The organism is Paenibacillus sp. yr247 (assembly GCF_900103825.1).
Lineage (GTDB): Bacteria > Bacillota > Bacilli > Paenibacillales > NBRC-103111 > Paenibacillus_E.
The window spans coordinates 37,839-64,524 of the sequence record NZ_FNIF01000021.1; the positions used below are offsets into that span (position 1 = coordinate 37,839).

General features: G+C 42.6%; 25 protein-coding genes and 4 pseudogenes. 22 read left to right on the forward strand and 7 right to left on the reverse strand.

Annotated features, from left to right (window positions below):
• The first annotated feature begins 362 nt into the window (after positions 1 to 362).
• The 4 genes and pseudogenes from BLT91_RS23655 (at position 363) to BLT91_RS23670 (ending at position 2,791) form a co-directional block, all read left to right on the forward strand.
• Positions 363 to 1,343: an aldo/keto reductase gene (locus tag BLT91_RS23655; RefSeq protein ID WP_090825531.1), complete on the forward strand. Its 981-nt coding sequence runs from the start codon at positions 363 to 365 to the stop codon at positions 1,341 to 1,343.
• A 98-nt stretch (positions 1,344 to 1,441) separates the two neighbouring features.
• Positions 1,442 to 1,540 (forward strand): annotated as a pseudogene (locus tag BLT91_RS23660) (MerR family DNA-binding transcriptional regulator); the annotation flags it as partial.
• Between the two features lie 211 nt (positions 1,541 to 1,751).
• On the forward strand, positions 1,752 to 2,024 hold the full coding sequence (locus BLT91_RS23665; protein WP_090825536.1) for a hypothetical protein: 273 nt from the start codon (positions 1,752 to 1,754) through the stop codon (positions 2,022 to 2,024).
• A 116-nt stretch (positions 2,025 to 2,140) separates the two neighbouring features.
• On the forward strand, positions 2,141 to 2,791 hold the full coding sequence (locus tag BLT91_RS23670) for a PIG-L family deacetylase (protein ID WP_302847541.1): 651 nt from the start codon (positions 2,141 to 2,143) through the stop codon (positions 2,789 to 2,791).
• A gap of 464 nt (positions 2,792 to 3,255) precedes the next feature.
• On the opposite strand, the gene BLT91_RS23675 is transcribed toward BLT91_RS23670, so the two are convergent.
• The 3 genes from BLT91_RS23675 to BLT91_RS23685 form a co-directional block, all read right to left on the reverse strand.
• The gene (locus BLT91_RS23675) at positions 3,256 to 3,918 is read right to left on the reverse strand and encodes a class I SAM-dependent methyltransferase (RefSeq protein ID WP_090825541.1); all 663 of its coding nucleotides are present in this window, start codon (positions 3,916 to 3,918) and stop codon (positions 3,256 to 3,258) included.
• Positions 3,919 to 4,160: 242 nt separating this feature from the next.
• The gene (locus BLT91_RS23680; protein WP_090825544.1) at positions 4,161 to 4,406 is read right to left on the reverse strand and encodes a hypothetical protein; all 246 of its coding nucleotides are present in this window, start codon (positions 4,404 to 4,406) and stop codon (positions 4,161 to 4,163) included.
• Complete coding sequence (locus BLT91_RS23685; RefSeq protein ID WP_090825547.1) at positions 4,393 to 5,157, reverse strand: ParA family protein; 765 nt, start codon at positions 5,155 to 5,157, stop codon at positions 4,393 to 4,395. Before BLT91_RS23685 ends, BLT91_RS23680 begins: the two co-directional genes overlap by 14 nt.
• A gap of 1,900 nt (positions 5,158 to 7,057) precedes the next feature.
• Between BLT91_RS23685 and BLT91_RS23690 the strand changes: the two genes are divergently transcribed.
• A complete protein-coding gene (locus BLT91_RS23690; protein ID WP_175532488.1) occupies positions 7,058 to 7,750 on the forward strand; it encodes an inositol monophosphatase family protein in 693 nt (230 codons plus the stop codon).
• A 232-nt stretch (positions 7,751 to 7,982) separates the two neighbouring features.
• Here the strand turns inward: BLT91_RS23690 and BLT91_RS23695 are convergent.
• Positions 7,983 to 8,285: pseudogene (locus BLT91_RS23695) on the reverse strand (aldo/keto reductase); the annotation flags it as partial.
• Between the two features lie 911 nt (positions 8,286 to 9,196).
• Here BLT91_RS23695 and BLT91_RS33105 point away from each other — a divergent pair.
• The 6 genes and pseudogenes from BLT91_RS33105 (at position 9,197) to BLT91_RS23730 (ending at position 15,139) form a co-directional block, all read left to right on the forward strand.
• Positions 9,197 to 9,492, forward strand: a pseudogene (locus BLT91_RS33105) (ArsR/SmtB family transcription factor).
• Positions 9,489 to 9,884 (forward strand): annotated as a pseudogene (locus BLT91_RS23710) (SRPBCC domain-containing protein). Before BLT91_RS33105 ends, BLT91_RS23710 begins: the two co-directional pseudogenes overlap by 4 nt.
• A gap of 400 nt (positions 9,885 to 10,284) precedes the next feature.
• Positions 10,285 to 12,540 (forward strand): ATP-binding cassette domain-containing protein, encoded by a 2,256-nt coding sequence (locus BLT91_RS23715; RefSeq protein WP_090825553.1) that lies wholly within the window; start codon positions 10,285 to 10,287, stop codon positions 12,538 to 12,540.
• A 233-nt stretch (positions 12,541 to 12,773) separates the two neighbouring features.
• Positions 12,774 to 13,100, forward strand: coding sequence for a hypothetical protein (locus tag BLT91_RS23720; protein ID WP_090825556.1), 327 nt, complete (start codon positions 12,774 to 12,776; stop codon positions 13,098 to 13,100).
• A 232-nt stretch (positions 13,101 to 13,332) separates the two neighbouring features.
• Entirely contained in the window at positions 13,333 to 13,926 is a 594-nt protein-coding gene (locus BLT91_RS23725; protein ID WP_090825559.1) for a YdeI/OmpD-associated family protein, read from the forward strand.
• 346 nt (positions 13,927 to 14,272) lie between these two features.
• Positions 14,273 to 15,139, forward strand: coding sequence for an alpha/beta fold hydrolase (locus BLT91_RS23730; protein ID WP_090825562.1), 867 nt, complete (start codon positions 14,273 to 14,275; stop codon positions 15,137 to 15,139).
• Positions 15,140 to 15,943: 804 nt separating this feature from the next.
• On the opposite strand, the gene BLT91_RS23735 is transcribed toward BLT91_RS23730, so the two are convergent.
• Positions 15,944 to 16,342 carry a VOC family protein gene (locus BLT91_RS23735; RefSeq protein ID WP_090825565.1) on the reverse strand — a complete coding sequence of 133 codons (399 nt, stop codon included), beginning with the start codon at positions 16,340 to 16,342 and terminating at the stop codon, positions 15,944 to 15,946.
• A gap of 384 nt (positions 16,343 to 16,726) precedes the next feature.
• On the opposite strand from BLT91_RS23735, the gene BLT91_RS23740 reads away from it, so the two are divergent.
• From BLT91_RS23740 to BLT91_RS33115, 10 genes are all read left to right on the forward strand, one after another.
• Entirely contained in the window at positions 16,727 to 17,746 is a 1,020-nt protein-coding gene (locus tag BLT91_RS23740; RefSeq protein WP_090825568.1) for a FecCD family ABC transporter permease, read from the forward strand.
• Positions 17,747 to 18,763: a FecCD family ABC transporter permease gene (locus BLT91_RS23745; RefSeq protein ID WP_090825571.1), complete on the forward strand. Its 1,017-nt coding sequence runs from the start codon at positions 17,747 to 17,749 to the stop codon at positions 18,761 to 18,763. It abuts the gene before it with no gap.
• A gap of 22 nt (positions 18,764 to 18,785) precedes the next feature.
• On the forward strand, positions 18,786 to 19,694 hold the full coding sequence (locus BLT91_RS23750; RefSeq protein ID WP_090825574.1) for an ABC transporter substrate-binding protein: 909 nt from the start codon (positions 18,786 to 18,788) through the stop codon (positions 19,692 to 19,694).
• A 136-nt stretch (positions 19,695 to 19,830) separates the two neighbouring features.
• Positions 19,831 to 20,100, forward strand: a complete 270-nt coding sequence (locus BLT91_RS23755; RefSeq protein WP_090825577.1) for a hypothetical protein — start codon at positions 19,831 to 19,833, stop codon at positions 20,098 to 20,100.
• 156 nt (positions 20,101 to 20,256) lie between these two features.
• Complete coding sequence (locus tag BLT91_RS23760) at positions 20,257 to 20,625, forward strand: NUDIX hydrolase (RefSeq protein WP_175532489.1); 369 nt, start codon at positions 20,257 to 20,259, stop codon at positions 20,623 to 20,625.
• A gap of 84 nt (positions 20,626 to 20,709) precedes the next feature.
• Positions 20,710 to 21,225 (forward strand): hypothetical protein, encoded by a 516-nt coding sequence (locus tag BLT91_RS23765; RefSeq protein ID WP_090825582.1) that lies wholly within the window; start codon positions 20,710 to 20,712, stop codon positions 21,223 to 21,225.
• A gap of 436 nt (positions 21,226 to 21,661) precedes the next feature.
• A complete protein-coding gene (gene msrA, locus BLT91_RS23770; RefSeq protein ID WP_090825585.1) occupies positions 21,662 to 22,177 on the forward strand; it encodes a peptide-methionine (S)-S-oxide reductase MsrA in 516 nt (171 codons plus the stop codon).
• Positions 22,178 to 22,476: 299 nt separating this feature from the next.
• Positions 22,477 to 22,773: a MarR family winged helix-turn-helix transcriptional regulator gene (locus BLT91_RS23775; protein WP_254777104.1), complete on the forward strand. Its 297-nt coding sequence runs from the start codon at positions 22,477 to 22,479 to the stop codon at positions 22,771 to 22,773.
• A 360-nt stretch (positions 22,774 to 23,133) separates the two neighbouring features.
• Positions 23,134 to 23,283 carry an alpha/beta hydrolase gene (locus BLT91_RS33110; RefSeq protein ID WP_254777105.1) on the forward strand — a complete coding sequence of 50 codons (150 nt, stop codon included), beginning with the start codon at positions 23,134 to 23,136 and terminating at the stop codon, positions 23,281 to 23,283.
• Positions 23,280 to 23,705 (forward strand): hypothetical protein, encoded by a 426-nt coding sequence (locus BLT91_RS33115; RefSeq protein WP_254777106.1) that lies wholly within the window; start codon positions 23,280 to 23,282, stop codon positions 23,703 to 23,705. Before BLT91_RS33110 ends, BLT91_RS33115 begins: the two co-directional genes overlap by 4 nt.
• A gap of 147 nt (positions 23,706 to 23,852) precedes the next feature.
• On the opposite strand, the gene BLT91_RS23785 is transcribed toward BLT91_RS33115, so the two are convergent.
• Positions 23,853 to 24,128, reverse strand: a complete 276-nt coding sequence (locus BLT91_RS23785; RefSeq protein WP_090825588.1) for a hypothetical protein — start codon at positions 24,126 to 24,128, stop codon at positions 23,853 to 23,855.
• Positions 24,129 to 24,197: 69 nt separating this feature from the next.
• Positions 24,198 to 24,320 (reverse strand): hypothetical protein, encoded by a 123-nt coding sequence (locus BLT91_RS33640; RefSeq protein ID WP_302847540.1) that lies wholly within the window; start codon positions 24,318 to 24,320, stop codon positions 24,198 to 24,200.
• A gap of 468 nt (positions 24,321 to 24,788) precedes the next feature.
• Here BLT91_RS33640 and BLT91_RS23790 point away from each other — a divergent pair, with 468 nt between their 5' ends.
• Positions 24,789 to 26,195, forward strand: coding sequence for an MATE family efflux transporter (locus BLT91_RS23790; protein WP_090825591.1), 1,407 nt, complete (start codon positions 24,789 to 24,791; stop codon positions 26,193 to 26,195).
• Positions 26,196 to 26,686: the final 491 nt, after the last annotated feature.

Sequence of the window (26,686 nt, forward strand, 5' to 3'; positions counted from 1 at the left end):
TGGGCAGCCTGGTAAATTGGGGTTATTTCCTATAGTCCTCTGGGAGCTGGGCTTCTTACATGGAAATATAATCTCAATAAACACCCAGAGCAAGGAAGATTAGTTGAAGAGGGGATGAACCCCTCAACACTTGAAGTCGCCTGGGTGATGTCCAATCCAGCAATAACGGCACCTAATATCGGAGCAAGAAAATGTAAGAGCAGCTTGAATTTACGCTTGCTGCAAGCGAAGTGGACATAAATCCAAACATATAACTATTCATATGCTGGCAACGGCGATCCTTAAAAAACTTTCTTATTGACTTGGAGTTCACTCCAAGGAGTAAACTTATTTATATCATCAAAAAAGGAGTGTGCTGACACATGGATTATGTGAAACTTGGAAATACCGGTTTGGATGTATCCCGTATTTGTCTTGGTTGTATGGGCTTTGGTGACGCAAAGCTGGGGCATCATCAATGGGTACTTGATGAAGAGAAAGCTCGCCCAGTAATAAAAAAAGCTTTGGAGCTTGGTATCAATTTTTTTGATACGGCGAATGTCTATGCAGCCGGAACAAGCGAGGAAATTATTGGCCCGGCTCTAAAGGACTATGCTAATCGAGATGAAATTGTGCTCGCAACGAAGGTTAATGGCCGCATGCATGAAGGGCCAAACGGTGCCGGACTTTCCCGAAAGGCAATCATGAGTGAGATTGATAAGAGCCTAAAGAGGCTCGGAACAGATTATGTGGATCTGTACCAAATTCACCGCTGGGATTACAATACGCCCATCGAAGAGACAATGGAAGCCATGCATGATGTGGTAAAGGCTGGGAAGGCCCGATACATAGGTGCTTCTGCCATGTACGCATGGCAGTTTCTGAAGGCCCTGCATGTAGCCGAAAAAAATGGATGGACCCGGTTTGTGTCGATGCAGAATCATTACAACCTCATCTACCGTGAAGAAGAGAGAGAGATGTTGCCGCTCTGCAAGACTGAGAAAATCGGTGTGATTCCTTATAGCCCGCTTGCAGGAGGAAGATTGACAAGAGACCCGCAGGAAAAAACACATCGTTCCGAAACTGATCAAATTGCGAAACAGAAATACGATGCGACCGCAGATGCCGATCGACTGATCGTGGATCAAGTTGCAGCAATCGCAGAAAAACACGGTGTTCCCCGCGTTCGAATCGCACTTGCCTGGTTGCTGCAGAAAGAACCGGTAACAGCTCCCATTGTCGGTGCGACGAAAATATCACATCTCGAAGAAGCAGTAGCTGCTCTTTCGATTACCTTAACACCAGAAGAAATCGCGTCGTTGGAAGAACCGTATGTACCTCATCGGATCGTTGGTCATCAGTAATGAGCAAGTGAGCCGGACTACAGTGGTCCGTTTTCTTTCGAAGAGCCCACTTATGAAAGGAATTACTCACACCAAGGTAATAGGAGATGCCCCTCATGATGACAATCGCAGAAGTAAGCGAAAAATTTAATCTTTCACAGGATACTCTCCGCTATTATGAGCGCATCGGACTACTTCCGCGTGTTAACCGAAATAAAACGGAATAATGGAAGAGATGAAGTAAGTATTGAGCTAACGAAGAACGATAGTGCAGGAGCTGCTTTGGCGTGGCTCCTTTTTGGTTTCCTCAACCAACGAAGAATGTAGATTTAGCCATATGACTAAAGGATTAATTTACTATTGAGGATAAGCAACAAAAATGGCCCTTGGCGTCTAGTAAGTAACGAAAAACAAGGGGGAACCTCATTAATGAAAATAAAACATGGAATAAAGGTGGGCGACCAACAACAAAGTAAATTGTTTACCAAAGATGACATCAAAAAAGCCATAGAAAAAGAAGGCATGGTGTTCAAGGAACTGCCTGTTCCGATGGAACCTAAGAAAGACATGGTTTTAAACATGCATGCTCCCACCGCTAATTTAGAAATGAATGATGGGAATATTGTTTCGGTGTATATTTATTCGTCATTGAAACAGCAGCAGTTTAGTATTAAAAGATACGAAGCGGCGGACCTGCAATAAGGATAGTTCGCCGTACTCCAATCAGTTGCATTGCCAATTCTTTTGTCATTAGTATAATCGCAGCCCTCTTTTCACAGATACGCTGACGTGCAGAATAGTTTAGTTACATCACGAATATTAACCAACAACTTGAACAAGAGCACGAAGTATTTCTGCTGACGCTCACGAAAGGAGGAGCTACCGTTCAACGACTTCCGCTTGGCTTACCTATCGAGGAAATGGGGGAAGTTAGATGTAAGCAATTACAGCAAGCGGCAGAAATACTCGGAGTAAACGGCCTTAAGGTGCTGGACTTCCCAGATAGCGGGCTTGACCAAATGGATCCGCGCGTCATTGAACAAGCCATTGCTGAGTATATAAACGAAATCAAACCAGCTGTATTAGTAACACTGCCTGTGCACGGAATCAGCGGTCATCCTGATCATCTCAAGACTCATGCAGTCGTTAAAAGGGTCTATTTTGATATGAAGGACAATGGTTCACATTTTTTGAAAAGATTGGCTTTTATTACATTATCGGAGGAAATCGACACTAAAGGAGGACCTCGTATTTTTTACTCACAAAAGGAGCAGATCGATTGCGTTTTACCTGTCCGTCCTCAGGATTTGGATGCAATGACTCGAGCTCTGAGCTGTTATACTACCTCACCGATTCCTGTTGCCCTTGTGGTTGAATCAGTAAAGAGTAGTATTGCTTTTGAATTGTTCGGAGAAGATTTCAAGCCAGTTCTTCATGATTTGACCCATGGTTTAAATGCCAAGTCTTAAGCCTTTACCGACGAAAATGACTTTAGAACAAGGTTATCTGTGTGGTAGAAATAATTAATACATTTTGTTCATCTAACGAGGAACGTTTGTTCAATAATTCCATTTAAAGGATTAAAAAAACCGTTAATGTCTGACTACAAAAACATAGGTACTTTTGGATCGCCGTAAAATGGGGATTTTTTTATTTCAAAGCACATATTTTTGTTTTGCGGTGCCAGGACACAAACATATGTGAATAATCATCACGAGACACAAACATGGGCGTATAATCTTAGTCGAAAGATAAAAAAAGAGGGGGGAACAAAAGAAGCGTTTAAACGAACGTTTCAGCGTTTAATTGCAAGCGTAAAGCCGGTAGTGAATTAGGTGGAATGCCGCAAACTCTGAGATTTTAGTAAAAAATCTTCTACAAAAAGTTGCTTTTGCAGCTTCAATTATTATTAAAAAGGAACCTTCTATTCCTTCTATTTATAAAGATAGACAAATAAACTAATACCCTCTTTTTTGATATTGTAGTTCTTAAAAGGAGTCTCTTTTAAAAGTGACTCAAAATCTTTTTTTGTGTAAGCACCTTGTTTTAGGAAAGTTTTAAATGCAAATTTCACGAAATGCTTGTCAAATCCTTTCATTCCTGTCTGTCTAATCTCATTGTTAATATCTTCAGCTGTTGCCTCATAATTCATGTCGATGATTAGGGATGTTCCACCTTCTTTCAGCACTCGATACATTTCACACAGCGCCTTTAATGGATCCTTAAAGTTCTTGAATGCTGCACTGCAAATAATAAAATCAAAAAAGCTATCTTCGCATGGTAGATTAGATGCGTTACCTTCTTTAAAATCAACTGACACATTTGCTTCTTTTGCATTATTTTTTTCAATTTTCACAAAGTCTGGGCTTATCTCGACTCCTGTAACCTTAAACCCTTTCTTGGCGAGTTCAATCGACAAATAACCCGGACCAGGTGCAACTTCCAAAATGTTTGCACTTTTGCTGACTAAAGATGCAACTTCATTCGCATATTCTTGCATTTGAGTCATTCGGCTTTTGCGAGAATTCTTATCATACCACTTTGCAGTTAAGCCATAAATGCCGACATCCTTGTTTTTTCGTATGTTTTTCATCATAAAAATATCTCCTTTAAAATTAGATCGATTCCTTCTGCATCTTGTCTATTTCATTATATGGGATCGATCAGCGCGTCTGAACCATCCAACGGATGAAATGCAGCTCCGTCTTCAGACGGAGCCGTCGTAATAGAGTAACAAAGAGTAGGGATCAGCTTGGGAACTTTGACGGAGACGACTTCTAGCAAATCTCCGATCTCTGATCTCTGGGCAGACTGTAAAATGAACGCAACCCCACTGGCCTACTCGACCGGTGGGGTATTTTTATGTCTTCGCATATACTCTTTCACGGCCTCTACCACAACATCAACCATCTTCTTATTCTGTTTCGCGGCGAATATCTTTAACTCAGTATGGAATTGATCATCGAAATCAAATGTTGCTTTTTTCTTATTTAAAGGTTTCTGTATACCTGTATTTACAGTTTCCTGTATTTCTTGATTCCGCCGTTTTCCTAATAACTGCTCAATCGCATCACGCTTGGACACGCTGCTCCAGCTCCTCGACAAAATTTCTATAATTGCTTAGTGCTGATGTATCCGTATTACTGTATTCCTGTATTCCTGTAATAGAAAACTCCTTGATTCTATTTCTTCGCTTTATTTCCGTTCGAAACACAACTTCCTCGTATTCTCTCCTTACCCTATCAATGATTGTTTTATCAATGATTGTTCTAGAATCGATCATTGTTGGCAATATGCCGCATAAAACAAGGTCCAGCTTTTTAACCTCTTTGATGTGAATCATTGTTGCGATGTATCTGTCCAGCGCGTCATAACACATTGGTTCGCATTGCAGCATGACGATTGCATAGTCTGAAGCCACTAAACCATTAATAGTGTGCTCTCCGAGATTTGGAGGTAAGTCAATAAGTATGTAGTCATATCTGGCCTTTACTTTATGTAATGTATCTCTCAAAATGGTCGAACTCATTGAAGGATTTTGATGGATAAGCATGGGTAGAGTTGCTAGCATTTCATCAGCTGGAATGAAGTGAAGGTTGTAGGTTAACTTGCGGATGTAGGGGGTGGGATTCATGTTTTTACAAGCCTCAAAAATAGTCATTTTGGAGTAATCGTGTATATCTCGTTGAGTAAGAAACTGTGTCAAATTGCCTTGGCTATCGAAGTCCACACAGAGAACTTTGTACTTTTTAGAGAGAAGATACCCCGTGATGGCTGTGGTTGTCGTTTTACCAACGCCGCCTTTTTGATTACCGATTGAAATAATGGCTCCCATAACCCATTCCTCCTTATTTCTGTAAACCTTTATTCCTGTATATAGTTCTATAATAGATCTATTTAAAAGGGGGTCATGCACGGACAAGTCGAGAGTGAATTCTGCAACAAACCCTCATTTTCGCAGCGGGGTACTTTAAATTCTAATCAATTTTGGAACAACAAAAACGGAGCCACGCGGGATTGCGGATTGCGGGCTCCTTTTTCTAAGTAATTATGGAATATCACTCCTGGTGCATTTTAATATAATTTGTCATAGGATTGAAGATATTTTGTCATGAAATTTGAGTTTAAAAATGTCATAGTATTCGAGAGTCCATAGTGGCATTTTGACATAACTTGTTGAAAATAGAAATGATCCTCTAGAATTTCAAGATCCGGTCGTATCTTATAAATCCGGAAAGAAAATACGCCATCTTTTAGGGAGGGTTGGAAATGCAAATGTTGTCACAGGCTATCGGACTGTTCTATATGTTTAGCGATAATTGTATGGATAATAACGAGCTTAATGATAATTTTGCATTAACAGAAAGCATAAACATATTAACGAGAAACGATAGCACAATTACAAATAGGCTGCCAGCATCCGCTGCAGCCTATTAAAGTAACGGGCAGTTTGCAGGATTGATTTATTTAGGAATGCGGGGATGATAATTTTGAAAACGAGTTGATAGGATTGTCCATAGAGAGTGATTTCAATGTTCTTGCCCCGTAGGGGCAGTCTGGTCTCGGTATTCATTATTTCATCGTTTTCATCAAGTTCAAAACCTTTGAAGTATCCGAATATACCTCTAACTAAAAAACAATAGACAAGTTTGGAAGTAGATCGAAATGTTAGCTTCTGCTGGAATTTAAAGGCAAAACTAAAGCCCTAAAGGAAAGCATCCCCCGGGCTTTTTTTGTGCTTTTGTTAACCACCTGAAACAGGTTTACATCATCAATTCCATTATTTCTACTTCTTCTTTTTTCTGCTTTTACCATGATTTGGTTTGTTATCTTTTTGGTCTTTAGCGTGATTTTCTTGTTGTTGGTCGTGTGTTGTCATGACATTAGCCCACCCATCTGAGGAATTGGAAACATAAATAGTGTACTCATTTAAGGAGTAATATAAGCAGCCACTTTGTGCCAATTACTATGCTTCCATCGCCTTATCATAATGTGTGGCCAGTAGTCGGTTTATGTTACAAACGGTGCAGTCCCTTGGATAAAGTAAAGTTGGTTAATAAAATAATCAGTGGGTACACATAAATTTTTATTAGATAAATATTTCTGAGAGCTCAACTAGAAGATATGCGATTGTATATAAAGAATTTATTGTTAGTAAACAATTTGTTGTTTTCACCAAGGAACGTATACGCATCAAATTAAAGAGATATTAACAAGGCAACTGAATGATGAAGAACATAGGAAACTTCAAAACCTGAAACTTAGTGAGCAACAGAAAATTGAATTAAGAACAGCAATTATTTCCCAGTCGAAAAGGGAAATACCAGCTTATGTACATGAATTTAAAGATTTTGAGAAAACTGAATTTAAAAAAGCTAATTGCCGCAAAGTTTGTAGGTCCGTAGACGAATGTAGTGACCATAATCATGATACATTATAAGAACTAGGAAAGGTAGCCAAATCAGATTCGGGTACCTTTTCTAAACTAGCTGGTTGAAAACTACAAAAATCAACGGAAAACAATTGTGCAGAAGTTGCCTTGTAGCGGCTCCTTTTTCGTTTGTTGAAATAACGGGCAGCTTAACGCAATAACTTTGACTTTCACTCGAAGAAGAAAAAAGTCTTCAATCCCGTGCTTAAACACTATACTATGGAAGCTTCGAAGGAATAAATAATAAGTGATGGTTAAAAAATGAAAGAACAGGCACTTGAATTGGCGACCTTTGCGGACAAGGTTGTTCGCATTAACATCAGCAGACTTTGCCGCTGAACAGATTATTTGTGAAGCAATTGCTACTATTTACACTAACCATGGTATTCTCTCGGAAGAATCCACTGATGGAGTCTGGACTAAAGATATCTTCGAAGGTCCTCTTTGGATTATTGATCCGTTGGACGGTACAGTAAACTATGTACGTTGTCTTCCTCATTTTGCTATCTCTATGGCTATTGCAGTAGATGGCGTTGTTTGGGTAGGAAATGTGCATGCTCCAGATTTAGGTGTTACATATGTAGGTGTTCGAGGAGGGGGAGCTCGTTGTAATAATGAACAGATTCATGTTCATCGTTTCGAAACCTTATCGGAAGCGGTAATCGGTACTGGATTCTCCCACGATAAAGAAAAAGTGCACCCAGCACTTGCAAGAGTGAATCTTTTAACCACCCACTGCAGAGACCTCCGCCGTTTGGTTGCTCCGACAATAGATATGTGTTATGTAGCATCCGGTCGTCTGGACGCCCATACAGAGAGTTTAGCACCGTGGGATGTAGCAGCTTCAGGTCTCATCGCTCGTGAAGCTGGAGCAATTACAGGCCACGTTGGATCAGTCCCTGCGAATATTCCACTTGAATTATGCGGAGAAGAAATAGTTTGTGCTAATCCTGGTATATTCGATGAACTTCTCTCTTTACTACGTTCAAGAAATTGATTGCTGCTGACAGCTAGTGGATATTTAGTTAAGTTTCTTCATTTTATGGTAGGAAAGGGGCTACCTTAGATAAAGTAACGGGCAGCATAGTTCAATTGGTAGAAGGAAAATATTTTAAAGCGTGGAGCGCCGAAATAAAGTGGCATTGGTTTCTTTAAAGAATTAGGAGACTTCTGAAATGGTCACAGAATAACCTAAGTTTTCTAGACTTCGAAGTGCGCACTTTACATGTTTATGTAAAGTTTGTGTCGCGGCAAAACGCACAAAAGTTCCATTTTACCATTTCAGGATCGTTATGTGAAAAGAACAGGCTCTGTTTCGTATCTATCGTAGTATTCGACTCCAAATCCTCTTGGCTTAATTCAAAATCAAAAATATTGAAGTTTTCGATAATCCTCTCTTTACGGACAGACTTTGGAATCAAAACGACTTCTCTTTGTGTCAAACAACGTAAAACCACCCGAGCAACGGATTTATTATACTTTTCAGCTAGGGATACCAATACCTCATTCTGGAACAAGTTATTCTGCGCAAATGCGACTTAAATAGATTGCCTGAACCTATGATCAAGATAAAAGATTGTATACAAGCTTATATTGTGAAGTATTTAATTCCTCAATTTAACTAACAGATATTAAGAGTCAAGTGTGCGCTGCCGACATGGATTGGAAGCCGCGTTGCGATTGGGCAGGATAAAATATCTGGGAGAATTTAGACAGATTAATAGCATAAGTCCAAGCCAATATATTAACCAATTCATACACTATTACTATCTTATGATTAGGAGGGTGATAGGGATGGGAATAATATTTAATCGAAATGTTAGAGTTACTTTTTTCTCGGGTTTTAACTTTACTGGAAGAAGTCTAACATTTAGACGAGGCGTGGCAGTTTCAAATCTGGGATTATTCGGTTTTAACAACATCATCTCCAGTTTCCGGCTAAGAAATGTTGTAATTCCTAGTCAAGTTACGTTAGTACTGTTTTCAGGGCGCAACTTTACAGGGAATTTTCGAATTTTCCGTGGCAGCCAGAACATTCGAGACTTACGAGCTTTCAACTTTAACAATGTAACCTCATCGTTTATTATGGTTGGATTCCGGATATCAACTTCTCAGATTCGTACCATTCAACGCACAGGCAGAATGCCAAGCGACATATCCAAATTATAGGCTAAAGGGACGCTGAAAAGCGTCCTTTTTTCTTGAAATTTTTCTTGAATGAAGGGAAGGATTGAGGCCTGTAGAACTTAATTGAATACATAGGAGCTGTTATTTTACGGTGATGTAAATACGATGGAAGGTAAGTGTGTTGAAATATATGTTCCCCCTAGGGAGGTTGACACGACACCAAATGGTGACATATAATTAAATCGTCACTAAATGGTGTCCAATTAGGAGGGGATTAACGGCTGTCCCCTTGTAATAATATTTAGGAGATGGTGTAGTGAGCGAGAACAACCAGTTGCGGGATGCGTTTGACCGATTGCAGATCCAACTAGGCGCCGACTGATTCGTCTGTTAGCAGAGGCAGAGGAGATACCGCTTCATAAGTTAACGGCACAGTTTCAAATGGGCCGTACAGCCGGACTGGTACTTGAACGAAAAGTCAGCAGAGAAACGCGATTTAGGCTAAACGCCTATCCACTCAGGGAAATTCAAGATTGGGTGGTTTTCTACAGCAAGTTCTGGAGTACGAATATGTTGCGCTTGAACCAACTATTAGAGGAGGAAGAAGAATGAGTTTAACATTATCCTTGGATTTTCAGTTCACGGCATCGATCGAGATTGTTTGGTCCGCTTTAACCGATTCAAACATGCTTGCCAAGTAGGTTATGGAAAATGATTTTAAGCCCGTCGTAGGACATCGTTTTCAGTTTCGCACTCAGCCGACCGAATGGTGGAATGGAATTATTGAAGGCGAAGTGCTTATCGTGGACGCACCAAACCGGTTGTCCTATACTTTTGCCAGCGGAGAGAAGCACACGGTCACCTGGACGCTGCAGGTTTTAGGGAACGGAAAGGTTAACCTTCATCTCGAACAAACCGGATTCTCAAATGCTCAAGGACTCGAAGGTGCTAAGTATGGCTGGACTACTTGGTGCGGCGAGCTTGAAAAGGTGTTGGAACAATAACCGCATTGGGTACTAAACATCTCATTCCCAATGCTAAATTAATGGGTACGATAGTTGAACCCTGCTTGACCCGAATCAACATAAACCGGCTGCTTGTTGTAGCAGCCGGTTTATGTCTACTTCGGACACTGACAAGTTCTTGTCGTTCGGTCAATTTCGCACTAAGTACGTATGAATAAAGCTAGTATGTGATCGCCTTGGAAAGCATGAGGGGGTAGCCATCTCTAATCATCAAATTGTAATTTACGGACACGCCCTGAATATTCGAGAAAAGCTATCACATCACCTCCCTGGTTAGAACAATAACAGGTGCAAGTTCGGGCTGTCCGACTTTCTATGCACGATGAATGGTACAATGTGAATATAAGTAAAAATTAACACTATCGAAAGGATGTCAAGCATGAGCGAATCTAATCAGGAGTATATCGTAATCTCGGGTGCGAGGGAAAACAATCTCAAGAACGTATCCTTGCGCATTCCCAAGCGGAAGATCACGATCTTCACCGGGGTATCCGGATCCGGCAAGTCATCGATCGTCTTCGATACGATCGCCGCAGAATCCACGCGATTGCTGAATGAGAATTTCAGCTTGTTCGTGCGCAATTTCCTGCCCCGCTATCCACAGCCGGATACGGACGCGATCGAGAACCTGAGCATGGCTGTTATTGTGGATCAGAAGCGGCTGGGCGGCGGTTCCCATTCCACGATGGGCACGATTACCGATATCTCTCCCATTCTCCGTCTTCTCTTCTCCCGAGTGGGTCAGCCCTATGTTGGACAAGCAAACATGTTCTCGTTTAACGATCCGCAAGGCATGTGTCCCGAGTGCAACGGGATCGGTCGCAGGCTGGGCGTCAACATGAGCAAGGCGCTAGACAAGTCAAAGTCGTTGAATGAAGGGGCAATTATGCTGCCGGACTATAAGGTGAACAGCTGGGATTGGAACATGATCCTGGAGACGGGGTTCTTCGATCCCGACAAGAAGCTGAGCGATTATTCGTATGAGGAGCTGGAGCAACTGCTGTACAGCAAGGCGAGAAAAGTGGAGATGCAGTTCGCCGGGAAGGCAATGAATATTACAGTGGAAGGCATCATCGAGAAGTTCACCAACAAGTACATCAAGCAGGATGTGAAGACGAAGTCCGAGCGCACACAACAAGCTGTTGCGCCGTACATCTCCGAGGGTCCCTGCTCCAGCTGCCGCGGCGCGAGACTCAGTCAGGCCGCGCTCAGCTGCAGGATCAATGGACTCAACATTGCGGAGCTGTCCTCCATGGAGGTCGGACAGCTCATCCGTGTCATTCGGGAGATTAACGATCCTATCGCCGCTCCGGTCGTCAAGTCGCTGACGGAGCGGTTACAGCATTTGGTGGATATCGGACTTGACTACTTGATGCTGGACCGTGAGACTGATACATTGTCCGGCGGCGAGTCGCAGCGCGTCAAGATGGTGAAGCACCTGAGCGGCAGTTTGGTGGATGTCACTTACATCTTCGATGAGCCCAGCGTTGGCTTGCACCCCCGTGATGTACACCGGTTAAATGGATTGCTTCAGAAGCTGCGCGACAAAGGCAATACCGTGATTGTCGTCGAGCATGATCCCGATGTGATCAAGTTGGCGGATCATATCGTCGACGTCGGGCCTCACGCCGGCAGTCGCGGCGGTACCATCGTGTATGAAGGAAGCTTCCAAGGCCTGCTGGAGGCAGGTACACTGACAGGCACCCATATGAAGCGGCCGCTCCAGCTGAAGCACGATTGCAGGCAGCAATCCGGCCAGCTGTCCATTAAGGATGCCCTACTTCACAACCTGCGGAACGTGAGTGTAGATATTCCAACCGGAGTGCTGACAGTAGTTACGGGTGTCGCCGGCTCAGGCAAGAGTACGCTGATTAACGAAGTATTCCTCAGCCAACATCCGGATGCGATCGTCATCGACCAATCGGCGGTAGGAGTGTCAACACGCTCGAATCCCGCGACCTACACGGGCATTATGGATGATGTGCGCAAGGCGTTTGCTTCCGCGAACAAGGTCAACCAAGGCTTGTTCAGCTTTAACTCCAAGGGGGCTTGCGAGAACTGCCAAGGGCTTGGTGTTGTGTATACAGACCTTGCATTCCTCGACAGCGTGAAGCTGCCATGCGAAGTATGCGGAGGTAGACGGTTCAAGGAAGAGGTGCTCACGTACAAGCTGAACGGCAAGTCAATTGCAGAAGTGCTGGAGATGACTGTGGAGCAGGCATTGGATTTTTTTCAGCTAAAAGAGGTTGTGCGCAAGCTCCAGGCGATGAGTGATGTGGGGCTGAACTATATTACACTCGGCCAGCCGCTCAGCACGCTCTCGGGCGGGGAATGCCAGCGCATCAAGCTGGCAAGCGAGCTGCATAAGAAGGGCAGCATTTACGTGATGGACGAGCCGACGACCGGCCTACATATGTCAGATATCGGTCACCTTCTGGGGATCATGAACCGCCTCGTGGATGCCGGCAATACGGTGATAGTCATCGAGCACAACCTCGATGTGATCAGCCAAGCGGATTGGATCATCGATATGGGACCGGATGGAGGCAGTAAGGGCGGCCAGGTGGTGTTCGAGGGCACACCTCCGCAGATCATCCATGCAGAGCAGTCGATCACGGGGAGATACTTGATGTAATCATCAAATCCACTTTAGTAATTATAGGATTCGTAATTTCTTAGCATGACAAGGAGAACTTATGTATGCTCAACCAGGGCTGCCATCAGAATCGGCAGCCTTTCGCTTAAGTAACGGGCAGCATAGTATGGTTGAAACAGTTAATTTCTGGCATCGGCGACTTATTAACAGCGTTTGATGGAGGAGAAGAATATGTGTTTTATAATTTTTTGGACCTCCTGTGATTAACCGAATTGGGTTCTCAACGAATATTACTCCCGATATGGTACGTCAAGCGGCTGGAGAAAAAGGTCGATCTAATCATTACGCATCATGATGCTTGGGATTTCGTATTCGGGATGAAGAAAGAATGTCACAATCCAATGAAGCAATTTAAAATCAGTCATTATTTCGTTCAGAAAATGATCTTGTCAATTGACGATGATAAGAACCTTATCCCATTCCCGACAGAGATTCGGAGAAGTGCAGAAGGCGTGGGCACGAGAAAAAATCGCTACTTTTGTCTAGAGATTTGTCTCATTTACACTCTGTATGAACTGCTCAGCAGTAAAAAACATTAGGAATATTTGCATTATAATGAAAAGAAAGCTCTTTTAAGCAAACTTTATTCTCGTCCAGCGATAGACAAGACTAGTGAGTTAAAATGACATTATGATATGACAAAGAGTAGAATGAATCCCAAGGTTGATGAATATTCAAGTAAGCCAAAAAGTGACAGAAAGAATTGGAGAAATTGAGAATGATCATTCTTGACTGTCAGCTGATCGAAAAATTGAAGAGGAGTGTTCCTTGATGACAAATAGTAGTATGAATCCTAAGGTTGATGTATTTTTAAGTAAGGCTAAAAAGTGGAAGGAAGAATATGAGAAGTTGAGAAATATCATTCTTGACTGTGAGCTGACCGAAGAATTTAAGTGGATGCATCCTTGTTACACCTTTCAGAATAAAAACATAGTTTTAATACACGGATTTAAAGAATACTGTGCGCTTCTGTTTCACAAAGGTGCCTTGTTACAAGATGCCCATGGTATTCTAATCCAACAAACGGAGAATGTACAGGCGGCGCGCCAGATTCGGTTCACCAATGTTCAAGAAATAGTTGCAATGGAATCCATCTTGAAAGCCTATATTTATGAAGCCATTGAAGTTGAAAAAGCCGGTTTGGAAGTGAATTTTAAAAAGAATACAGAATTCAAAATTCCTGAAGAATTTCAAAATAAATGCGATGAAATCCCTGCTTTGAAAACAGCTTTTGAAGCATTGACGCCGGGACGGCAAAGAGCATACATTCTTTATTTTTCTGAACCCAAACAATCCAAAACTCGAGAGTCAAGGGTTGAAAAATGTATGCAGCAAATTCTCAATGGAAAGGGATTAAATGATTAATATATTCGATGAGAAAATAAATGAATCAAACTTTAAGATATTACCTCACTTTGCGTTCATTCGAAAGATTACTGAGCAAACGGGAAACGATAGCTCCATAATATTGAACTAATGTAACATTTAGAAAAGCTAAAGAATATGAAAAATTTTAAAACACTAATTAAGGATTACAAAATTTAACTCCTAAGCCACCAATAAAATTTTGATTGAAGGCCTTTGTTCACCAAACGGGTAGTATAGTTTAAAAACCTATCTTGTTTTTTAACCAAAATATGTTTTATTCAGCTTGAATTAGTGGTAAAATTTGTATGGATTTTCAACTAATTCTCTGAGGGAGGATTTATTAATGGACTCATTCATTTCTTTACCGGACGGAAGGAAAATTGGTTTTGCACAATATGGCAATCCAGTGGGATTTCCCCTTTTTTTCTTTCACGGCACCCCTTCTTCTAGAATCAATTCTACCGTAAAAACATTACATACTTTGATCAGTCATCCGAATACCCCACAATTTCGAGTAATAGCACTGGAGCGACCCGGTTATGGAATATCCGACCCACAACCTGATCGGACACTTAACGACTGGGTTCAAGACACCCTGATTACCGCGGACCTGCTTGGAATTGAGAAGTTTGCGATAATGGGTGTATCCGGGGGAGGACCTTATGCCATTGCCGTAAGTCATGGAGCACCGGAACGTGTTACCCGAACTGCGATCCTATCCGGAATTGGACCTTTAGATGTTCCTGAATTACGATCCTCGGTATCCGCTGCAGAAGATATGATGCTGAAAGCCGCCGAACATGCACCAGAAAAGCTAGTTGCCTGGATCAACCGGGTAAAGGACGATCCGGCTGCTTTCGTGAACCAAATCTATTCACTTTTATCGGAAGAGCAGAAGAATCAACTCCCGAGGGATATTTTGGAAATATACATAGAGTCGTTGCGAGAAGGATGCCGTCAACCAGACGGGCTCATTTCCGACTATTTAATTTTCGGCAGATCGTGGAATATGGAATTTTCTAGGATCCGGATACCGATCCGGTTCTGGCATAGCGATTCTGATGAGGATGTGGCAATCCGTAATGCTGAATATTTATCTAGTGTCATACCTGGGGCGGAACTCATTCGCTTGAATGGTCTTAACCACTACGCTTCAGCGATTACACCATTGCGAGAGGTTATTTTATATATGTCTGAGGGTACTAATTGAATTCATTGTAACCATGCGAGAGAAGAAAAAGGTTATCCTCTAGACTCCTCCATTACGCAATAACAGGAAAGTGTTATGAAATTGCAGAGTATTTAATTTGTAATAAAATAAAGTATAAATTTATTAAATAGCGAAGGACAGACTGTTCTTCACCTAATACCTATCCATCCAAATTACAAGATTGCCGAGCTAGCCCTTAAAAACAATGGTGACATTAATATCAGAGACAAATTTACAACAATGCATTTTGAAGTGCTGTATTTAATTGCAAAGGCAAGCATTATGAAATCGTAGAATTATATAAACGATACAATCCTGAATATTTTACCAAGAACAATGCTGGAAGATCACCACTTGATTTTGCAAAACAAATAAACGACGATAGATTAATTAGGTTAATTGAAAAAGGAATTTAGTTTGTCACTACTTAAGGAATTACATCTAATTATTTGCGTCGTTCAACTACCGGGGAACGTTAGTTGAACAAGAGGTTTCAACGGCATTTATGGGGAATTGAATTGACCCGCTTTCTAGAGAGCGAGGTCCCTCACCTCCATACACAGCGAAAAGTCCTGACCGTGTTAGTCAGGACTTTTCGCTTGTGTAGAGGCTGGAGGAACTCAAAGGGTTCAGTTCGCGCGCAGGAAGTGTGCAGGCGTGCCGCTTGGGGTACGGGAACAAACGAGCACGGAATTGAAATCTATTGCTAAGGTTGGCTTCGTCGAATAGGTTTCGGTAGCAAGTCCAAAGAGGATTTCAATTCTTCACTTGCCTCCGCCATGAAAAGGAGATATCGAAATAATTCTATTTTGCGTTCTCATCTGGCTGATGAATACCAAAAATATTACCTTCCGTATCCATATAGTACCCTTGCCACGCCATTCCAGGCAGAGCATACTTTGGTAATGCTACCTTACCACCATGATTAAGAATTTTTGATTCTGTAGAATCGTAGTCTTCCACTCCCATTGTACATGCATAGCCATTCAAAGCCTGTCCTGGTTCTGAGGAGGAAGCCCCTTGACGTTGCATCAAAGCGCCGTTAATTCCAGGTTCATTTGCATCGCCCGTCACAGCCCCCAAATAGGGCATTCCCGCATAATTGCTCCAATCCTCAAATGTCCATCCAAATACCTCTCCATAAAACTTCTTAGCACGCTCCATGTCATCGACATGAATTTCGAAATGAACTAATCTGCCCATGATTTCCTCCTAAGGTTTGACTTCCTTATGTCTTATATTAGGTTTACTTTTTGAGTCTCCTTCTTTATTATTGGAATTATTTAGAAGGTTATTCATTTTCGAGCTGAAATCAGGACTAAGCTAACGGAGAACTAGTTCAATAAAAACATTTCTACAAGACTAACTTTGATGAATTCATAAATACGACGAAGGAGCTGCGTTGGCAGCTCCTTTTTTGCTTCTTCGCAGCAACAACAGTGATTTTCTCAAAAATAAATCATCCTCTCGAATTGTTGTTGAAAAATGGTTGACAACATTTCTGATGATGTATAATATATTAATGGAAATGATAATCATTATCAATAAATAAAACTTATGGTTTGAAGAATAGTGGATCATGATTCAATGGGAGTGGTCATCACGGCGCTTAGAAGAGTTTTATTAATTGGCTTAATATTTAGCTTAACTCTAATTGGATTGCTGTTATCCATGTTTTTGGCGATATCTTTTGGAGCGAAAGAGATTACGCTAAAAACGGTATGGATGGCAGTCATTCATTACGATCCAACACTTACTTCGCACCAGATTATTCACACGCTAAGACTGCCGCGGGTGATTGGAGCCGCCGTGATCGGGGCTGCATTCGCAGTTGCTGGAGCCTTGATGCAGGGGGTCACGCGTAATCCGCTGGCCGATACAGGTATTTTAGGAATTAACGGGGGGGCAATGTTAGTAGTTGCGGTTAGCTTTGCATTTTTTCCGAATATTCCTTATTCGGTATTAATGCTGCTTTCGTTCGCAGGCTCCGTGATGAGTACGCTCTTTATTTTCCTTCTAGTCACATCAATGCCTGATGGCTTAACACCTATTCGGCTCACTGTGGCAGGAGCTGTTGTAGCGGCGCTGCTCGGCTCACTCAGCTCGGGCATCGCAATCTATTTTGAATTAAGCCAAGATCTGGCCTTCTGGTATGCTGGCGGTGTTGCAGGTATCAAATGGGAGTATCTGAAGCTCTTGGTGCCGATTATTTCGTTAACAATCGCCTGTTCCATGGTGTTGGCGCGTTCGGTCTCTGTAGTATCTTTGGGGGATGATGTCGCTGTCAATTTAGGTGTAAACACTAAGCGTGTTCGTACGTTAGGGATGGCAGCAGCGGTTATTCTGGCTGGAGTTTCGGTCTCGGCTGCGGGCTCAATTGGATTTATTGGACTCGTCATTCCGCACATTTCGCGAAAGCTGGTAGGGGTCAATTATCAGCTGATCGTTCCGATGTCCGCTTTACTTGGTGCGGTGCTGCTGGTGATAGCCGATTTGGGGGCGCGAATGGTAAATCCCCCCAAAGAGCTTGCAATTGGTGCGATGGTTGCACTTGTAGGGGTTCCTTTTTTTCTTTATCTCGCCCGTAAAGAAAGGAGGAGCTTATAAATGGTCCGTCTCGCTTCCGCGAAAGGTAAGAAAGCTTTATATGTCGGTATTTGGCTCGTGCTCGTTTGTATAGGCGTCATATTAATTGGATTGAATACAGGCACGATGCGACTTTCACCAGTAAACGTTCTTCAAACCCTTCTAGGTTATGGAAGCGCCAGTGATGCGACAGTTTTATTTGAATACCGGTTGCCGCGTATTCTGGTATCTGCGTTAGCGGGGATTGGGTTAGGGATTTCTGGAGCGATATTACAAGGGGTGTCGCGAAATGCGCTAGCCGACCCGGGCATTCTCGGTCTTCATTCGGGCGCTGCCTTTGGCCTAATCATTTACGTTACTATGTTTCATTCGTTGGCTGGGGAGTTCTCGCTGATGATTCCATTGTTCACGTTTGCGGGAGGCGTGGCTGCTGCTGTCTTGATCGTATTCCTATCCTTTGATCGGTATGCTGGGGTGCTTCCGATCCGATTGATATTAGTCGGTATTGGAATCGCCGCCGGGTTCAGCGCGATTGCACTGTTTTTGTCGCTTCGATTGGATGATAAAACATATGCTTTTACCGCTAAATGGCTGGCTGGAAGCGTATGGGGCAGGGATTGGGTAAACGTGTGGGTGTTGCTTCCATGGGTTACAGTCCCTGTTCTATATGTCCTCTCTCAGATAAAAACGCTAAATGCAATTTCCCTTGGCGATGATGTTGCGACAGGTCTCGGTGCTAACGTGCGCAGTGCGCGCTTGCTGCTGCTGGCGGCGGCAATCGCTTTATCGAGCGCCAGTGTGTCTATGGCGGGGGGGATCGGTTTTATCGGTTTAATTGCGCCGCACCTTGCGCGCCGCCTTGCGGGTCCCATGACCCAGCATTTTCTGCCGATTTCAGGACTCATCGGTCTTGTTATTTTAGTGACGGCTGATACAATTGGTCGTTCCATGTTCGTACCGAATGCAATCCCTGCCGGTGTGGTGGTGGCTTCGGTAGGAGCACCTTATTTTCTGTACTTACTAACAAGAACAAAATAAACTAATGATAAAGGTGACATGAATGAAGAAGTTTTCTGTCTTATTGATTATTATTTTACTAATTGTCTTATCCGCCTGTGGCCAAGCAGTTCCGACCCCACAGCAAAGTTCCGCGGGAACCAATGAGAAAGAATCGAGTAAAGAGCCTAAAATCGCTTCGTTGTCGATCCATTTAACTAATCACCTGCTTGCACTCGGCATTACTCCTGTCGGTTCTGTAATTGGCGGAGATGTAAAAGATTTCTTGCCCCATGTGGGGGACCGACTGAAAAACACAAAAAAACTCGGAGTTGTTACGGACCCCGATATGGAAGCACTGTTGGAATTAAAGCCCGACGTTATTTTAGTTGACAAACAGTACGCTGGAAAAGACCTTTCCAAATTCGAAAAAATTGCGCCTACACATTCATTCAATCTTGACGAAGGGACATGGCGTGATACTTTGAAAGCTGTCGCCAAGCTAGTTAATCGAGAACAACAGGCGGACGATTTTATAAAAAGCTATCAGGCGCAGGCTGACCGTGTGAAAAGCTTGATACTTAACAAAATTGGTGACGGTACGGTAATGGCTATCCGTGTTACCGCGAAAGAGGTTCGTGTCATGGGGATGAAACGTCCGATAGGCCCTGTCCTATTTAATGACCTGGGCTTGAAGCCAGCAAAAGGTGTTGAAAAAATTAACGCCGCCTTTGCGACGATTTCACAGGAAGTGCTACCGGATTATGATGCTGACGCCATTTTTGTGATCGTGAACAAAGACAACGACGCCGAAAAAATATTCAAACAGCTGCAGGACAACCCCATCTGGAATGGGTTAAAAGCAGTTAAAAATAATCATGTCTATACACTTGACGGACAGCCGTGGCTCGATTATTCGTCGCTCGGTCAAAAAATTGCATTGGAGAACGCAGAAAAGATTTTTGCCAAATGACAAGTGGAGTAACCGCACATGCTTCCGTTATAGGCGAGTCAAGCTGGAAGTAAACGGGTAGTTATGCGGAATAAAGAGGAAATCATATAGCTATAAAGAATTAAGTGGTATTGTTGCCTATGGGGGGAGTAAATCCATGAAGAGAAAATGGGAAATTACACCGTGGACGAACGAATGGAAGCATCAATATGAAATTGAATTAAAAGCTTTAAAGGTTATATTGATTTTCCTCGAACACATCACATACATATTTATCAAGATGGAGATTCAAAAATACTTGCTTACTTGGATTATAAAAGCGTACTTATTAGCACAATATCAACAAGAGAAAGAAAAGAAAATGGATAAATTGATTGAAGAAGCATTAAGGTGGGGAGAACGCAGAAGAAATCAGTTGTTAAACTAAGGCAGAACGATACCTCCATAACAAAGATGAAGCAGGCTGCCGGTGAATAACTTGGTGGCCTGCTGTTCTAACGGGAGGAAAGTGTTGAAGAAACTAAACTTTTACCATTTATTGGCGTCTATATTAATGTAGTCAATAATCATTAGGGGCATTATTTTGCCAAAGTTAATTGGAGCAGCAGCAGTTATTTTGGATTCTGAAGGAAGCGTATTATTGGTAAAACATAGCTATGGCAAAAACAATTGGGATCTGCCAGGCGGAAAAGCTGAGGAGAATGAGTCTGCGGAGGAAACTGCAAAAAGAGAAGTACTTGAAGAAGTTGGGTTGGAAGTCGGAGTTGAGCAGCTAACTGGTATATACTACGATCCGAACTATGACATGCATCATTTTGTTTTCATTGCTAATAACGATAATAATCGAGTACCTCGGCCAAGTTCGCCTGAAATTTTAGAATGCAGATTCTGCTCAAGAGATGAACTTCCTAAACCGATTAGTGATTTCCCCGTGAGGGGCATGGATGGCTAACGGAAAACTATAGTTGAATACTTAATAATGAGCAGTGGCCATGGCTGTCTGCTCATTTTTTTATTTAAGTAACGGTGAGCGTAATTGCAGAACCGCCTGAGCGATGCATCGATTATCATATATAAAGTACAGGCAGAACCTTCTATTGAGCCTCAGTTTTATAAGGAAGCTAATTCTTCGCTCTTAGTAAGATCCAGAGCTATTGAGCAAAACGAAACTCCAGATGCCTTGCTATTAGAAAATCTAGATGCTCCTTGTTTATCCGATATTACTATGGATACTTATGAAGCATTGCGTTTCATTGATGACATCATGAATCAAATCTCTCAAATTGAAGGCAATCTCCCTTATTCATATAAAACAGGATGCCTGCCTGACTGGGAACATTTTAGCAGCTCGCTATTAAAAGACCTTGAAATACTAGTTCAACGTGGAACATTCCAAAAGACAGATCAAGAAGTAATCGATAAATTAGCTTCTTATTGCAATGATTCGTCGGTTGTAGCTGCGATCCAATCCAAGAGCGGCTTAGTACACGGGGATTTGAATAGCGGCAATGAAAGACATCTTTCTTTCCAAGATATAACAGGGGTGGTTTAATAGAAATTATTGTGAACATATCCTGCGGGGAGCTGTAGTTTTTTCTATTAAACATCAAAGCCCCGAACTGGGGCTTTTTGATGAGTCTTTGTTCCTTCTATACCTGTATATGGATTCACATTACCAACAGTACTCCAGTTGTTATTGAAGCTTGAACCCGGATGTGAACGATGATGAGTGGGTACTAACTTTCCATCAAGCTTGGTATAAGTATGTACAGAAACGTCACCACTGGATTTGTGTGAAATCGTTGAATAGTGTTAGTACTGCTATGGCCGCAGGTGCTGCTAATGAAATTTTTAAGAACCAAAATCCTTCCATAAACTTTAACGAAAAGAACTTCAGTATACTTATAGAATAATAAGACTTATAATAAAAAATGTCACTCAAATGCAAATGTCTAATCAGTTAATTAAAGAATCGAGGAGAGCACGTAATGCAAAAAGCAACATTCGCTGGTGGCTGCTTCTGGTGCATGGTAAGCCCGTTCGAAGAACAGCCTGGTATACATGGGATTCTTTCCGGTTATATGGGCGGAACGATTGTAAATCCTACTTATGAACAAGTGAAGACTGGGAAAACCGGTCATTTGGAAGTTGTCGAGATTACGTTTGATCCGGCAATTTTTCCTTATGAAAAATTGCTTGAGCTATATTGGCCACAGATAGATCCAACCGATGATGAAGGACAGTACATTGACCGTGGTAGCCAGTATCGTACTGCCATTTTTTATCACAATGATGATCAGCATAAGCTTGCCGTAAAGTCGAAAGAGGAGCTTGAGAAGAGCGGACGCTTTGATAAGCCGATTGTAACGGAGATTAAACCCGCAGTTGTTTTTTTTCCTGCAGAGGAGTACCATCAGAATTACCACCTCAAGAACCCAAAGCAATATAAGGAGGAACGGAATACCTCCGGACGTGATGCTTTTGGTGCTCAATATTGGAAGTAATAAAAATAAAATGCCATCTGTCCTGTAATGGGATAGAGAGCATTTTTTTTGTTTATTTTACTTCTATCTCAGTTGTCGTTTCAATGAGGCTAGAAATAACCGAGATCACGCCAAACCAGGCCGGGAATGGGATATAGTTCTTATCATTTCTCAATGTCAAGAATATGATCCGATTGCCGAGCTGGACATAGAATATCGTCCGATTACCACTAAAGTCACATAATAAAAAGTATAGAAATATAATTTACATGAAAAAAGTTACATGGGAAGCGTACTAAGATCGGTTTATTGTAGCAGAGATGGTGAAGTATGGGATAGACGGTATTGGCACTTCGCATGGTGATATCATCTATGCGCTATTTAAGAAGCCCAGACTCACTATGGCGGACATTTCTAAAGGGATTAATAAGGATAAATCTACAGTCACAGCACTTGTTGACAAGTTGGTCCGGCTTGGATATGTGACAAAGGAAAGGGACAAAGAGGACACGAGGGTTGTTTATGTTGCTTTAACCCATAAGGGGAGTGAACTGAAACCAATCTTTGAATCAATATCTAAAGAAATGTTAGACGTGTTTTACTTAAAAAATCTCTGAAAAAGAAAAAGAAGATCTGATTAATGTTTTAAAAAAGATTTATTACAACTTTTAAATTTTTTTTCAATAAATAGCTTGGTGTCAAATTAAATTGCGAGGAGGAAATAATCGTTAAAGATTTAACGAAAGAATTGCCCGATCATACGGAGAAATACATTGGGGAAAACGATTTATTTTTAGAGATATTCGAAGGGGAAAACCTCCCGAAAGAAACTAAAAAAAGGCCCCCTTTGCTTTTTGTACACGGTGCCTACACAGGAAGTTGGATGTGGAGCAAATACATTCCTCATTTTATCAGCGAAGGGTGGGAATGCCTATGTCATGAACTTGAGAAGTCACTACAAAAGCAGGCTGCTGGATATGACTAAGATAACTTTCGAGGATTATTTGGAGGATATTAAAGAGGTTATCGCTGAGTGTGGTGTTTCGCCGATTCTTATTGGATTTAGCATGGGGGGGATCTTGAGCCAGAAGTTGGCTGAAACCGTCGAGATCGCAGGATTGGTTTGATCGATTCAGTCATAAGCAGAAAAGTTCATGAAGTAGTACCATACAAAGAATTAGCCCAGATGACACTCGGTAACATATTGCCTGCCCCAGCCCGTGAAGATCTTTCAAGCATAGATGAAACGGCAGATGACATTGAATTTCAAAGAAAGTATCTGACAATGGAGTCGTCAAAGGCATTTAGCGCTTTTTCTTTTTCAAACGAAGCAAAGGGTATATCAATAAACAGCAGTTTAATTTCTTGCCCGTGCTTGGTTATCAAAGCAGTAAACTGTGATGATGACGACCGTCGGGGTAGGGTGACAGCGGAGCACTTCCTTGCTGCATATAAAGGGCTTTGGAACACAACTCATACCGGCGTGCTCGTAGGACAGAGATATATGGAAACAGTAGATACCAACATGGACTGGTTAAAAAGATTTTAATTGGGAGCCAGGCTAAGATAGCACACCGTAGGGTAGTGTATAATCAACCGCTAGGGCGCGCTTTTGCCGTGAGGGCATCCGGAGGACGGCCATTAAATAATTAGGTTATAGATGAAATACCTACAAGAAGCAACGGTGCGTGAGTGTTTAACTTCTCGTAAACTCCATAATCCAATTGGTATCCCAGTTGTTGCCGCCATCAAACGAAAAGGCCTGTTGCCAGCGAGCCGTATTCTCCGTGATCTCATCCCAAGTGAATCTCATGTGCAGCGGCTTTCCGTCTGGTGTTTCTACCACTTGATTAAACACTCCGATTCCATTATCAAACTTTCCGATCAGCGGTCTAAAATCATGAGGGTTGCGATTATCCAGCCATGCCAACGACCACTGCTTCGTTTCCTCGTCATAAGCGAGTATCATCATCCCTTTTCTGACTTCACCATCCGGGAATATTCCTTCAAAATGGTCGATGATGACCTTCCCATCGAGATATTACTCACCTGTATGACTAGCTTCAAACTCTTCCCAGACGCCTTCCTTTTCTGGATACATCGCATTCGTCCGGCGTCTATTGCGATTTATCATCGGTTTAATCGTAAAATCAAAATCAAGCATAGATTATATGCTCCATAAGTTGTTCACTCATGTGGCATCAATGAATCAAACTTATAATAAAAGTCGACCCCCTTTAAAATATTAAGTTTAGACCCTCAGCCCGCTGCTGTGGGTCCTTTTTTTGCTATTCAACTACGATCAGGCAGGATAGCGGGGTTAAGTGTTGAATATTGTTGGTATGATTTTAATTTTATGGCGAACGAGAACTCAAGAAGGTGGTTTGAATTTAGTGAACATTGAAGTTGGAATCCGAGATACGTGGCCGGGTTAGCGCGGTTAATTCGCTCATCGTCGACACCGCGAATCAGCTAGGGGAATTCGAAACCTGCACACTGGCCGGTTTCGAGGGTGCAGTGTCGGTTGCATACCTCGGAGGGATTGGGACGATCGCGATAGCCGGTTTATGAATGTATTTATTCCCGCAGTTGTGGCGACTTCGAACGTTTTCGGATGGGAAGTGAAACTAGTATGATTCCGTTTAATTATAAGGCTCGATGCCATGCTTTTTTGAACAAATATCTTTCAGGGGAATCTATTGATTACCGACAGGTCATATCACTGCTTCTCCCGATCCTCATCGACCAGGCCTTCCTCGTCGGCTTAAGTTTGGTGAACACCGCGATGATCAGTTCGTCGGGGGTGGCGGCGATCAGCGCAGTAAGTATGGTCGACTCGCTCAATCTCTTCCTGGTTAATGTCTTTGTCGCCTTGGCGACTGGAGGCACGGTAGTGGTGGCGCAGTACAAGGGCAGCGGGAATGACAAGATGGTATCCAAGGCAGCGGCGGCTTCGCTTTCCGCTGTGACTTTGGTTGCGGTGACGCTCAGCCTGGTAGTCCTCTTATTTTATCATCCCATCCTGAAGTTTCTCTTTGGAACGGCGGATCCGGAGGTGTTTGGCCATGCCGGCACTTACCTTGTGGGAAGTGCTTTATCTTACCTCGGGATCGCGTTCAAGGAAGCGGTCAGCGGAGCGCTGAGGGGGATCGGTAGGACTAGAGTGACATTGGGGTTGTCCCTAATCCTGAACCTTTCTTACGTATTGCTGAACGTCTTGTTCGTCCATTTTTTGGAAATGGGAGTTCTAGGTTTGAGCGTAGCCGCGAATATTTCTCGTTATTTGGCAGCGGCATGCGCATTGTTCTACCTGCTCCGTATGGATGACAGCCTGCGAATTCGTCTTAAGGAATTGATGGACTGGAATTTTTCCATGTTTAAGAAAATCATGTTCATCGGGCTGCCATTCGCTGCGGAGCAGCTGTTCTTTAACGGGGGGAAAATGTTAACCCAAATCTACATCGTCAGTCTAGGCACTTACGCGATTGCAACTAATGCCATCAGTTCCGTATTCGCTATGCTTTTACAAATCCCCGCCATCGCATTGTCTACAGCACTAGTCACGGTGGTAGGGCAATGCATAGGTAGGGGGAATATTCAGGATGCCCGCAAATTTACGAGGTCGTTTCTGTGGCTGGCGTCTGGCTCCTTTGTGGTGACGGGACTTATTTTAATCCCGTTCTTTAAGCCTCTGGTTAGTCTGTTCCGCCCACCAGCCGAAATCATGGATAATCTGTATCTCATTATGCTGGTCAATATCTTAGCCCAAATCCCTCTATGGCCGATCAGTTTTCTGCTGCCAGGCGCGTTGCGAGCAGCGGGGGATTCTCGTTTCACCTCTATCTCTTCGATGCTGACCATGTGGTTGTTTCGGGTTGTGCTCGGCTATGTGTTTGGTATCACGCTAAACTACGGGGTGTTCGGGGTGTGGGCGGCTATGCAATTGGAGTGGGGAGTGCGTGGTGCTATCTTCCTGTGGCGTTATCGCGGGGAGCGATGGTTCAGACACCGCCTGGTAGAGCCAGCGAGTGTGAAGTAATATGGGAATATAAACCATTAAAACCTGAGAAGCCCCGGTGCCCGTAAAAAAATAATGTGTTTCTTAGTACTTTATGTTGAACTAAAGAAAAAACGTTAGTTCCAAATACAATGACAGACTGCTTACGGCGGTCTGTTATTGCGTTATCGTGTTTTTGTTCTTAAAAGAAATCCGAGATCCGAGTTGAAAGTTAGTTCTTCATTTATAATTGATTGCGTGTGGGGACTTATAACACCATATAAAAACTTGGTGGTTACTATTTAAGAGTAATGAAAATCCAAACTTATTGTATTGACGGTAGAAAAGATAACTATATGGTATGTGACACAAATGACACACAGGTCCTTGTCATAATGTAAACCATCATCGGCACCTAACGTTTAATATTATTCAGCTGAGCCTAGGAATAATACCCCCTCAGCAAGTCTGTGGGGGTACATAATGCTTTCCCGGGTTTGTGTTAAAAACCGACCAGGAGGAGTGGAATCAGG